The sequence below is a fragment of the Streptomyces sp. DH37 genome (genome assembly GCF_029813835.1).
Taxonomy (GTDB): Bacteria; Actinomycetota; Actinomycetes; order Streptomycetales; family Streptomycetaceae; genus Streptomyces.
This window is the reverse complement of the sequence record NZ_JARVKV010000105.1, coordinates 1-11,974: the sequence shown is the minus strand read 5'-3', so window position 1 is coordinate 11,974 and position 11,974 is coordinate 1. Positions and strand designations below refer to the sequence as shown.

The 11,974-nt window shown below is 76.0% G+C and carries 6 protein-coding genes; 2 read left to right on the top strand and 4 right to left on the bottom strand.

Annotated elements, in window-relative coordinates:
- The coding region (locus tag QC029_RS31250; RefSeq protein ID WP_369281324.1) for an ester cyclase at positions 1-720 on the bottom strand (720 nt) is incomplete at its 3' end.
- 31 nt (positions 721-751) lie between these two features.
- On the bottom strand, positions 752-1,540 hold the full coding sequence (locus QC029_RS29400; RefSeq protein WP_279558887.1) for an MBL fold metallo-hydrolase: 789 nt from the start codon (positions 1,538-1,540) through the stop codon (positions 752-754).
- Between the two features lie 93 nt (positions 1,541-1,633).
- On the opposite strand from QC029_RS29400, the gene QC029_RS29395 reads away from it, so the two are divergent.
- Positions 1,634-2,242 (top strand): ABATE domain-containing protein, encoded by a 609-nt coding sequence (locus tag QC029_RS29395; protein WP_279558886.1) that lies wholly within the window; start codon positions 1,634-1,636, stop codon positions 2,240-2,242.
- A 1,303-nt stretch (positions 2,243-3,545) separates the two neighbouring features.
- Here QC029_RS29395 and QC029_RS29390 read toward each other — a convergent pair.
- Both QC029_RS29390 and QC029_RS29385 read right to left on the bottom strand, forming a co-directional pair.
- Positions 3,546-8,093 carry a cation-translocating P-type ATPase gene (locus QC029_RS29390; RefSeq protein WP_279558885.1) on the bottom strand — a complete coding sequence of 1,516 codons (4,548 nt, stop codon included), beginning with the start codon at positions 8,091-8,093 and terminating at the stop codon, positions 3,546-3,548.
- A gap of 185 nt (positions 8,094-8,278) precedes the next feature.
- Entirely contained in the window at positions 8,279-9,094 is an 816-nt protein-coding gene (locus tag QC029_RS29385; protein WP_279558884.1) for a hypothetical protein, read from the bottom strand.
- A gap of 227 nt (positions 9,095-9,321) precedes the next feature.
- Between QC029_RS29385 and QC029_RS29380 the strand changes: the two genes are divergently transcribed.
- Positions 9,322-11,925, top strand: coding sequence for an ATP-dependent Clp protease ATP-binding subunit (locus QC029_RS29380; protein ID WP_279558883.1), 2,604 nt, complete (start codon positions 9,322-9,324; stop codon positions 11,923-11,925).
- The last annotated feature ends 49 nt before the right edge of the window (positions 11,926-11,974 follow it).

Below are 11,974 nucleotides of genomic sequence, written 5' to 3'. Positions count from 1 at the left end.
GAACACCCTCGGGTGTTCGCGGGCCGCGGTGTCGTCGTGTCCGGGCGGCCTCTCCCCCGCCTCCCCACCACGGCCCTCTTCTCGCACGGCTACGGCGAACGGACGTGCGGTGCCGTGTGGTTGCCCTGGTCCTCGTCGGCCGGTGCCGCCTCGCTGTGTGGGCTGTGTGGGCTGCGCGGGCGGCGCGGGCCACGCAGCGGGGCGGCACCGGCTGAGGGGTGACGCCGCGGTTCCGGGTGCGGGCAGCGGAGCGTTCTGCTCCGGGCGGGCACCGTCGGCGTGCGGCGGTGGAGGGGTGCGGGGCGCGGCCCTGCCGGGTCCGGTGCCGTCAGGCGGTGGAGCCGGCCGTGAGCCGGTCCATGAGACGTCGACCCGGCCGTAGTGGGCCCGCTTCTCGGTGGTCTTCCCGTCCTTGAACGTGAACAGGGTGAACATGGGAAAAGGCGGGTGCGCTCCGCGCGGGGGAATGCCGTCGTGGTCGCCGCCCCGGTCTCCTCCGACCACGACGCAGGCGACGGCCTTGCCGGCTTCGGCGACGGTGTCGATGACCGTCAGCCGGACGCCGGGGAAGGCGTCGGCGTGCTTCTTCTCCGCGTCGACGAACCCCGCGGCGCCCGGCCGGGGGCTGTCGGTCCGGGGGTGGAGGACGGAGTCCGGGTGGAACATGCCGGTGCGCGTGCCGCAGTCCCCCCGCTGAGGGGCCCGATGGAAGCGGCGCACGAGGTCTCGGTTCCCGGGCGGCGGTTCAGGCTCAGGCGCGCTGCGTCCAGTCCCGGTCCAGGCGGTCGGCCAGGCCGGCGGCGGTGAAGGCGGCTTCCAGCTCGTCGCGGCCCTCGGTGAAGTGGGCCCAGCCGTCGTGGTGGACCGGGACGACGCGGCGGGCGCCGAGGATCAGGGCGGCCTCGGCGGCCTGGGCGCTGTCCAGGACGAGCAGTCCGCCGTCGAAGAGCATGGGGAAGCGGGGTGCGCCGGCGAACAGGACGGCGGTGTCGACCGGGGCGAAGCGCTCGGCGATCTCCCTGACGGCGTCGAGGGAGGCGTTGTCGCCGCTGACGTAAACGGTGGGCAGGCCCTCGCCGGTCAGGACGAAGCCGACGACCTGGCCGGTGAAGGGCTCGACTTCCTCGCGCGGCCCGGGGCCGTGGACGGCGGGAACACCGGTGACGGTGACGGTGCCACCGCCCGGGCGCTCCAGCTCGACCGTCTCCCAGTCGGCCAGGCCCCTGGCCCTCTCCCCGAGGCGCTTGCCGCCACCGGGAGTGGTCAGGGTGAGGGGGACGTCGGCGAGCAGGGCCCGGCCGGAGGTGTCGAGGTTGTCGGCGTGCTCGTCGTGGGAGAGCAGAACCACGTCGACGGGGCCGACGTCGGCGGGGGTGGTGGTGGAGGGGGCGGTCTTGGTCAGGGTCGGACCGGGCGAGGGGTAGTCGCCGGGTCCGTCGAAGGTCGGGTCGGTCAGGAAGCGCAGGCCGCCGTACTCGAACAGGGCGGTCGGGCCGCCGAACGTGCGGACCGGGAACCGGTCGGCGTTGAGCTGGGACATCACGTCTCCGTTTCTCACGAAAAAATTATTCGTTTAACGTGATGCCAGGCTAGGCGGATGTCACGGAAAAACGCAAGCGCTACCATGAGAAGCATGGACGACGCCCTGGCCACCGACACTGCGCAGGCTGCTCTGCCCCCGGCTCCGGGTGCCGACCGGTACCGTTCCCTGGACTTCGCCGACACCGTCGCGACCCTGCCCGCCGGTCAGGGCTACGACCTGCTCGCGGCCCCGGAATCCGCCATGCGCTGGCTCGCCGCCCACGACCTGACCACCCCGGACGTGCGGTTGTACGAGGTGTGCGCTGAGCGGATGCGCACGCTGCGCGCCCACGTACGCGCCCTGTTCGCCGCCCGCGTCGACGGCACCACCCCGCCCGAGGCATCCCTGCGCGCGGTGAACGAGGCCCTCACGGCCGTGCCCACCGCACCCTTGCTCGCCTGGGACGGGGCCCAGGGGCTGCGCCGCGTCCAGGCGCACCCCACCGACCGGGCCGTCAACCACGCACTGGCGACCCTCGCCGCCGACGCCGCCGACCTGCTCACCGGTCCCGACGCCGGCATCCTCGCCGCCTGCGGCTCCGCCCCCTGCGACCGGTTCCTTCTGCGCACCCACGGCCGGCGCCACTGGTGCTCCACCCGCTGCGGCGACCGCGCCCGCGCCGCCCGCGCCTACGCCCGGCGCAGCGGCGCCTCGGGCTGACGCACCGCCTGAAGCTCCCTCGCGGACCGCCCGGTGGCCACCCGAGCACCTTCGGCAGGCTGCTTCCGGTCGCCGGTCGCCGGCCGGCGGTCCGACACCCGATCACTTCAAGAGCCGGACAGGCCCCCTTCCGGGACTCGCGCCGTGCGAAGGTCCGGGCCCATGACAGGCCCTCAGCAGCCGTCCCCGGCTGACCGGCCGGACGCGGACGACGCCGAGCGGCACGCCTGTCCGAAGGGCGACGCGCAGCCCGGCTCGCCGCGCCGCTCGCGCGGCGGCGCGGTCGCCTCCGCAGACCACACCCGCCGCCTCACCCCGGCGCCCCGGCCGGAGAAGGCACCGCGGGTGCCCACCCCGGCCGACCGCGGGCCGGGCCGGCCGTGGCGGCCGTGGCGGCCGGGCACCCCGCCGCCGACGCCGGTCGACCCGGACCTGCCGAGCACGGACGTCCGCACCGGCCACGCCCGCTGCTCCGCCCTCGGGCAGGAACCCGACTCCCCCCTCGACGCACTCGGCAAGCACGGCATCCCGAGGGGCGAGGTCTTCAGCGGGAGGATCAGCACCCGGGTGCGGGTCCGCCCCGCCCTCGAGGAGGCCCTCCCCACCACGCGGGAGGTCACGGCACCACACGCCCCGCACTGCCGGGTCGTCCTCACCGTGTACGGGATGAAGCGGCTCGGCCGCGACGCCGCCGAACTCACGGCGCTCGCCGGCCCCCCGTCCGGCGTCCACGACCCCACCGGCCCGGGCAGGCCGTCGTCCGCGTTCCTCACCGCGATGGCGGAGACCGGGCGGGAGGACATCCGCGAGCCCGCGCCCGAAGGGCTCGACACCGCGGCCCGCAAGGGCAAGCACGGCGGCCGGCCCCCGGTCATCACCGACGACGCGCGCCGCACCGTGCTCCGGCGCCGCGCGGGCGGCGAGTCCGTCGAGCGGATCCGGTCCGACCTGATCATCCCATCGGCGAACGCAGGGGGCGGGACCCCTCGGTGGCCGGCGCCCGCCGGGCGCTCGCCGAAGACGCCAGGCGTGAGGCGTACCCCGAAGCCGCCGAACGGGCCCACGCCGACTTCGCCGCCATGGACAGCGGAGAGGTTCCCGGGCCCGGGCCGAAGCGAGGCCCTGAGGTCACGCCGAGCTGCCTGTCCTCCCGCCGTAGCCGTGCGGGAACAGCGAGAACCGCGGGAACAGCGAGAACTGCGAGCACAGAGCCGCCACGGGCGGCCTCCCCGCGCGGGGAGGCCGCCCGTGGCGAGGAGGGCCCGGGAGTCCTGCGGCGGGGGCGGGAGGCGGAGCGGTGGGGCTACCGCCCCTCCGGCTCCTCCGCGCGCTCCGCCCGGTCCCCCGCGTCCGCCGTGTCCGCCGGAGTCGCCGTGTCCGCCGGGGTCGCCGCGTCCGCCGCCAGACGGCGCACCAGCGGGGTCGCGGCGGCGCCCAGCAGCGTGGCCGTGGTGATCGAGCCGAGGGTGATGCCCCAGGCGACGGGGCCGAGGGGGGTGCAGCCGAAGAACTGGCTGACCCCGGGCGTCTGGATGACCCCCACCAGGGCCGCGGCCGAACCGACCCCGGCCGCCAGCACGTTGCGGTCCAGTCCCCCGGTCAGCAGCGTCTGGGCGAGCTGGGTGCCCACCACCGACGCCAGGGCCACCGTACTGGCGCGCCGTCCCCGCCCGGTGAGCCGGGCCGCGCCCCAGGCCAGTCCCGCGCCGAGGGTGGTGGTGGCGCCGCGCAGCAGCACCTCCTGGCTCAGGTCGGCTCCCAGGGAGCGGTCGGGCCCCTCGCTCAGCAGCCGCTCGCCGGCCTCCGTCGCCGGTTCGCGCACCGCGATGGCCAGGGCCGGGGCGAGGTCGGTGAGGAGGTTGACGAGCATGATCTGACGGGCGTTCAGGGGCGAACTGCCGGTCAGGGCGGCGGCCAGCACGCTGAAGGCGACCTCGCCGAGGTTGCCGCCGACGAGGATGGCCAGCGCGTCGCGCACCGAGCCCCACATCGCGCGGCCCTCCAGCAGCGCGGCGATGATCGTCTCCAGCCGGTCGTCGCTGACGACCAGGTCGGCGGCGGCGGTCGCGGCGGGCGTACCGCGCCGCCCCAGGGCGATGCCGACGTCCGCCAGGCGGATGGCCGGGGCGTCGTTGGCGCCGTCGCCGGTCATCGCCACGACCCGGCCGATGCGCTGGTAGGCCTGGACGATGCGGACCTTGTGGTGGGGGCTGCACCGGGCGATGACGTCCAGGGTCGGCAGCAGCTCGTCGAGTTCGTCGTCGTCCAGCTCGTCGATCTCGGCGCCCGTGCACACCTTCTGGTCGGGGTCCTCGCTGACGGTGGCGGCGATGGCGTCGGCGGTGGCGGGGTGGTCGCCGGTGAGCATCACCGTCTGCACCCCGGCCGCGCGCAGCCGCGCGGTGGCCGGCGCGGCGCTGGAGCGCACCGGGTCGGCGAGGGCCACGAACCCGAGGAAGACCAGGCCGGCGACGGTCTCGTCGGTGAGGTCCTCGCCCTCGCGCAGCGGGCGCTCGGCCACGGCCAGCACCCGGCGTCCGGCCCCGGCGAGCTCCTCGGCCGTCGCGGTCAGCCGCTTCCGGGCCGCGGCGTCGAGTCCGCTCTCCTTCCGGCCGCCCGCGCGCAGCCGGGCGCAGCGCTCCAGCACGTTCTCGGGCGCGCCCTTGACGCTGAGCAGCATGCCGCGCGAGGTGCGGCCGGCGGTGGCGTGGTAGGCGCGGGACGGCTCGAACGGCAGGGTGTCGGAGCGCCGCCACTGCGGCGCTCCCTGGCGTACGCCCACCTTCGCGCGCCGGGCCCCGGCCACCACCGCGCGGTCGGTCTGGTGCTCCATCGGCTCGGACGTACGGGCGGGCGGGGTGGCGCGCAGCGCGGCGCCCAGGACCTCCTTGCAGGAGGCGTCGAGCCGGTCGGCGGGCAGCTCGTGCTCGCCGTCGCTGACGGCGGCGAGCTGGAGGTCGCCCTCGGTGAGGGTGCCGGTCTTGTCGAAGCAGAGCACGTCGGCGCGGCCGAGCGCCTCGATCGTGCGGGGGTTGCGCACCAGGGCGCCGTGGTCGGCCAGTCGGCGGGCGGCGGCGAGCTGGGCGGCGTTGACCAGCAGCGGCAGCCCCTCGGGCACGGAGGCGACGGCCAGGTTCACCGCGGAGGCCAGCGTGTTCGCCAGGGGGCGGCCGTGCAGCAGTCCGGAGCCGGCGACCGCGGCGGCCGAGCCGAGCGCCAGCGGCAGGCTGGTCCTGGTCAGGGCGTGCAGCCGCGACTCCACCCCGGTGTCGGGCGCCTTCTGGCGGGCGGTGGCCAGGCTGCGTCCGACCTCGGTGGCCGATCCGGTGGCCACCACGACGGCCACCGCCGTGCCCGCCGAGACGGTGGTGCCCTCGTAGAGCATCGAGCGGCGGTCGGCGATCTGCGCGGCGACGACCGGCGCCGGGTCCTTGGAGACCGGCAGGGACTCGCCGGTCAGCGACGACTCGTCGACCTCCAGTCCCTCGCCCTGGAGCAGCCGGCAGTCGGCGGGCACGACCTCCTGGGAGCGCAGCACCACCACGTCCCCGACCACCAGGTCCCCGGCGGCCACCAGGCGTTCGGCCCCGCCCCGCCGCACCCGCGCGCCGATCGCCGAGCGGGCGAACAGCTCGGCCAGGGCCTTGTCGGTCCTGACCCGCTGGACGGCGCCCACCAGGGCGGACGCTCCGGTGATCCCGGCCACCAGCCCCGCGTCGGTCCGCGAGCCCACGGCCGCCGACAGGGCGGCGCCCGCGGCGAGCACCGGGGTGAGGGGGTTGGCCAGCTCCTCGACGAACGCCGCCGGCAGGCCGATGCGCGCCGGCTGCTCGGAGGTGGTGTCCTGGCCGGCCCTCTTCTCGGCCTCCTCCCTGCTCAGACCCTCGGTCGCGCTGCCCAGGCGCTCGAGGACCCGGGAGGCGGGCATCAGGTGCCAGGGCGTGGTCTCCACCGGCGGGGTGACCGGGCGGGACAGCAGCTGCCGGGCGCGCCAGGTGCCCAGGCAGAACGCGGCGGTCCCGGCGCTGGTGCCGGCCGCGGCGCCGCGGGCCGTCGCCCGGTGGGCGGGCCCCTGGAGGGCGGCGACGGCGCCGACGCCGCTGCCGCCCGCGGCCAGGAAGCGGCTCTCCCGGTCGACCTGGGCGGCCACGCCCACCGCGTCCACGATCAGGCCGACCGACTCCAGGTCGGTGCCGACCAGGATGTGCGCGCCCCAGGCCGGCGGCTCGCCCTCCCGGTACACGCCGATCCCGCAGTCGGAGGCGGCCAGCGCCTTCCTGTCGCCGGACACCACCAGCACCACCGCGCCGTCCGCCTGCAGGCCGCGCAGGGAGGCGGTGAGGCGGTCGCCGCCGGGGACGACGGCGTCGGCGAAGCCGAACACCGGTTCCGGGCGGGTGGCGGCGAGGATCACGCGGACCCCGGCGCGGCGGGCCGCCGCCGCCACCGCGTCCGCGCCCGGGGCCTTCTGCCGGGCCAGGCCCGCGACGGCCATCAGCCGCCTGCCCCTGGCCAGGCCCAGGACGCGTTCGCCGCCCTGCTTGCGCAGCCGCGCCGCGGCCCGGGTCCCCTTGCGGCCGGTCAGCTCCAGCTCCTCCAGCGGCCCCAGGGCCCAGCCGTCCTCGCCGCAGCGGACGCTGCCGACGGCCTCGGGGGTGAAGAGCGCGAAGAGGCGTTCGGCGGTCTCCTGGGGGTCCGCCCCCTCCAGCGGCACGAGGTCGGCCAGTTCGTGGTGGCTGCCGCTGAGCGCGTCCTCGTCCAGCAGGACGGTGTTCGTCTGCCCCAGCCGTCGCAGCACGCCGCGGTCCATGACGGTGGCGCCCCGGAGCGCCAGGGCGCGGCCGAGCGTGGTCGCGAAGCCCTCCCGGCCCGCGTCCGGGGCCTTGGGCACGCCGGCGAGGGCCACCGCCAGTCCGCGCCGCGGCCCCGTGAACGGCACCGCCGCCGCGCCGGCCGCCGCCGACAGCGCCATCGAGCGTTCGACGTAGCGGTCGACGGCGTCGCGCGGCGGGGGTACGGGCCGCTCCACCGCGATCGGACCGGCCGCCGCGTCCTCGGGGCTGCCCACCAGCCCCGACTCCGCCGCCTCCCACGCCCGGCGGTAGGCGCCCGCCTCCCGCCACTGGGCCACGCGCTCCACGACGTCGAGGACGAGGCCGCCGCCGCGCGTGGCCACGCCCTGGGTCAGCGCCGTGATCACCGGCAGCAGCGACTCGGCCTGCTGCGGGTCGTGCAGTCCCTTGGTGATCAGCCGCCGCAGCCGCGGATGGCGGGTGATGGCCCCGGTGATGCCGGCCACCTCGGGCGGCAGCGGCGTCCAGGGGGCCACCCGGTTGAGGGTGGACAGCCCCAGCCCCACCACGTCGGCGGTCAGGGCGGTGACCGACTGGCTGGTCCGCGGCCCCTCGCACGGGTGGTGGGGCTCCTGGCACCACTCCTCGTCCTCGTCGTCCGCGCAGGGGATCCCGTCGCCGGAGCCCTCGGCGCGCTCCACCAGCGCCACCAGCTCGCGCTCGGGGGGCGGCGGCGACTCCAGCGCCACCACCACCCGTCCCGAGGGCGCGTTCACCCGCGCCCACAGCACCCCGGGATGCCGCTCCAGAACGCGTTCCACGCGCCGGGCGACCCGTTCGCCGCCGGGGGTGTTGACCCCGTGGACGGTGATGTAGCAGCGCCCCGGCCGGGACCACACGGCCCGCCGGGGCAGCCCCACGACCTGCCCGGCCAGCCGGCCGGCGGTGCCCACCACCTCCCGCGCCCCGGCGGTCACCCCTTCGGGGACCAGCCCGATCAGGGGCGGCACCGGCAGACGCAGACCCGGTACACCCGGCAGACCTGACAGCAACGACATCGACCGTGCCCTTCCGACCGCGGTTTGGCAGACACCCGGCACCACCGGCGGGAGCCGGGCGCGGCCGGCCGGCCGGGCGCGGATTCCGCCGAAGGGGTACAAGGCTCCGGATAACCCCTCCGGCCCCGCTCACACCTGTCCCGCCCCGCCCGTACCCGCCGCCCTCCCGGCGCCACCGGGTCCGGCTACTCCGACAGCGCGGTGACCGCGGCGAGCAGGACGGCGTAGAGCACCAGTCCGGTGAGGAACCAGGGGAAGCTCGACCTGCGCCCGGAGGGGATCTCCTCCTTGAAGACGTTGAGGAGGATCGACCCGGCCAGCGCGGCGGTGAGCACGCTGACCAGCAGGGTGCCGGCGGGCGCCAGGACCGCCGACAGCCCCCAGCCCAGCAGCAGGGCGGCGGCCAGGGCGTACCGGCCGCCGTGCCGGAACCGCCGGCGGTAGTGCTCCTCCAGGGAGCGGTCGGTGAGGACGAAGTGCAGGCCCATCGCGACGGTGAACAGCAGCGCGAACGCCACTCCGGTCCGCAGCCGCAGGGCCATGGTGTAGGTGATCAGCGCGTTGTAGACGAGGAACGAGCCGAGGTGCAGCCGGTAGACCCAGGCGCCGGGCCCATGCGCGCCGTCCGTGTCCGCGGCGCTCCCCGCGTCCCCGTCCCGCCGCTCCCGCGCTCCCCGCCCGCCGTGCCGGTCGGCCAGCCGCTCCAGGCCGTAGAAGCAGGTGAACCCGGCCAGGGCGACCGCGAAAATGCCCAGGTCGGTGAGCGGGGTGGGGCGCAGCGCACTGCTCAGCAGCTCGCCGACGGCCTCGTTCCCCTCGGCGACCTCGGGAAGCAGGTGCAGGAACACGTACGCCACCGCCAGGCCGCCCGCGAACGAGCCGGTGGCCCGTTCCGGCACCAGGGGCAGCTTCCGGACGCGCGGGGCCGCCAGGTGCAGGGCGGCCAGGAGCACGGCGATGCCCAGTGAGGCGGCGACGCTCGCTCCGGTCGACAGCTCCACGCGTTCCCCCCTTCGTGCGGCCCGGGTGCCCCGCCGTCGGCTTCCCGGTGCCGAACAGGACATACACCGGCAAGTGGGTCCGCGTGCGACGTGTCGTCCCGCCCCGAGGGGGAACCCCGGTGCGTCGAGACCTCGACACGCCGAGACAGACACCGAGACAGACGCCGAGACAGAGGCACCGAGACAGCAGCGCGGCCCGGTCCGCCGGGCCGGCGGGATGGATGTCTATGACCAGCGGGTACATGGGTCCCGAGGACTTCGGCCGGGATCCGCTCGGAGAGTTCCTCGCGCGCTTCCTGGGCGCCGCGCCGTCCGGCGGGCGGTCGACGGGACCCCGGTACTTCGACTTCGTGCGGCTGATGAGCGAGCCCGCCCGGCAGCTCGTCTCCTCCGCGGCGTCGTACGCCGCGGAGCACGGCAGCACCGACCTCAACACCGAGCACCTGCTGCGGGCGGCCCTCACCACCGACCCCACCCGCGCCATGGTCTCCCGCGCCGGCGGCGACCCCGACACGATCGTCGCCGAGATCGACCGGCACGCCGGGGACGGTCCGCGGCGCTCCTCCATCGCCGTCAGCCCCGCCGTGAAGCGTGCGCTGATGGACGCCCACCAGGTCGCGCGCTCCTCGGGCTCGTCGTACATCGGGCCGGAGCACGTGCTGGTGGCGCTGGCCGCCAACCGGGACTCCGCGGCCGGCCAGATCCTCAACGCCGCCCACTTCGACCCGCGCGCCGGTCTCCCGGAGGGCCAGCACCCCGGCGGCCCGGCGGCTCCGGGCGGCGAGCGCCAGCCCGCCCCGGGCGCGCGCCCCGGCGGTACGAGCACCCCGAACCTGGACAGGTTCGGCCGCGATCTGACCGAGTCCGCCCGTGAGGGCCGTATCGACCCGGTGATCGGCCGTGACGAGCAGATCGAGCAGACCATCGAGATCCTGGCCCGGCGGGGCAAGAACAACCCGGTGCTGATCGGCGAGGCGGGCGTCGGCAAGACGGCCATCGTGGAGGGTCTGGCGCAGCGCATCGCCGACGGCGACGTGCCGGACAACCTGCTGGGCCGCCGCGTCGTCCAGCTCGACTTCGCCGGCGTGGTCGCCGGCACCCGCTACCGGGGCGACTTCGAGGAGCGGCTCAGCGGCCTCATCGACGAGATCCGCGCCCACACCGACGAGCTGATCGTCTTCATCGACGAGCTGCACACGGTGGTGGGCGCCGGAGGCGGCGGCGAGAGCGGCGCGATGGACGCCAGCAACATGCTCAAGCCCGCCCTGTCCCGCGGCGAGCTGCACGTCATCGGCGCCACCACGCTGGAGGAGCACCGCCGCCACATCGAGAAGGACGCCGCCCTGGCCCGCCGCTTCCAGCCCGTGCTGGTCCCCGAGCCGGGCACGGGCGACGCCGTGGAGATCCTGCGGGGGCTGCGCGACCGCTACGAGGCCCACCACCAGGTCCGCTACAGCGACGAGGCGCTGCTGGCCGCCGTCGAGCTGTCCGACCGCTATCTGACCGACCGCTTCCTGCCGGACAAGGCGATCGACCTGATGGACCAGGCCGGCGCGCGGGTGCGGCTGCGCACCTCCACCCGGGGCACCGACGTGCGCGCGCTGGAGCGCGAGGCCGAGCAGCTGCGGCGCGACAAGGACCAGGCCGTGGCCGACGAGGACTACGAGCGGGCCAGGGAGCTGCGCGACCGCCTCGCCGAGGTGGAGCGGCAGATCGCCGAGGGGGAGGGGAAGTCGCAGGTGGGCGACCGCATCTCCGAGGTGGGGGTCGAGGACATCGCCGACATCGTCTCCCGGCAGACCGGCATCCCCGTCAGCAGCCTCACCCAGGAGGAGAAGGCGCGGCTGCTGGGCCTGGAGGAGCACCTGCACCGGCGGGTCGTGGGCCAGGACGAGGCGGTCTCCGTGGTCGCCGACGCCGTGCTGCGCTCGCGCGCCGGGCTGGCCAGCCCCGACCGACCGATCGGCAGCTTCCTCTTCCTCGGCCCCACCGGCGTGGGCAAGACCGAGCTGGCGCGCGCGCTGGCGGAGGCGCTGTTCGGCACGGACGACCGGATGGTCCGCCTGGACATGAGCGAGTACCAGGAGCGGCACACCGTCAGCCGGCTGGTCGGCGCCCCGCCCGGATACGTCGGCCACGAGGAGGCCGGTCAGCTCACCGAGGCGGTGCGCCGCCACCCGTACTCGCTGCTGCTGCTGGACGAGGTGGAGAAGGCGCATCCGGACGTCTTCAACATCCTGCTCCAGGTGCTGGACGACGGGCGGCTGACCGACTCCCAGGGCCGCACGGTGGACTTCACCAACACCGTCATCGTGATGACCAGCAACCTCGGCTCCGAGGCGATCACCGGGCGCGGCGGCACGCTGGGCTTCACTCCCGGCGCGGCGGGCGGCGAGGCCGGCGAGGCCGAGGAGGCCAAGGAGGCCGAGGAAAGGGCCCGGCGGGAGCGGGTGCTGCGCCCGCTGCGGGAGCACTTCCGGCCGGAGTTCCTCAACCGCATCGACGAGATCGTGGTGTTCCGCCAGCTCTCCGACGAGCAGTTGCGGCGGATCACCGACATGCTGCTGGACGAGACGCGGCGGCGGCTGCGCGCCCAGGACGTGGAGATCGACTTCACCCCGCAGGCCGTCGACTGGCTCGCCCGGCACGGCTACCAGCCGGAGTACGGGGCCCGGCCGCTGCGCCGCACCATCCAGCGGGAGGTGGACAACCAGCTCTCGCGGATGCTGCTCGGCGGCGAACTGGCGCCGCACACCCGGCTGCGGGTGGACGTGTCGGACGGCACGCTGGTCTTCCACCGGAACCCGGCGGCCGCGTCGGCGGCGCCGTAGGCGCGATCCGGGGCCGTACGTGCGGAGGCCGCCGGTCCCGGGTGGGACC

Coding starts and splice junctions, on each gene's coding strand:
- QC029_RS29380 (WP_279558883.1), top strand. CDS start 9,322: ATGACCAGCGGGTACATGGGTCCCGAGGACTTCGGCCGGGATCCGCTC.
- QC029_RS29395 (WP_279558886.1), top strand. CDS start 1,634: ATGGACGACGCCCTGGCCACCGACACTGCGCAGGCTGCTCTGCCCCCG.
- QC029_RS29400 (WP_279558887.1), bottom strand. CDS start 1,540: ATGTCCCAGCTCAACGCCGACCGGTTCCCGGTCCGCACGTTCGGCGGC.
- QC029_RS29390 (WP_279558885.1), bottom strand. CDS start 8,093: ATGTCGTTGCTGTCAGGTCTGCCGGGTGTACCGGGTCTGCGTCTGCCG.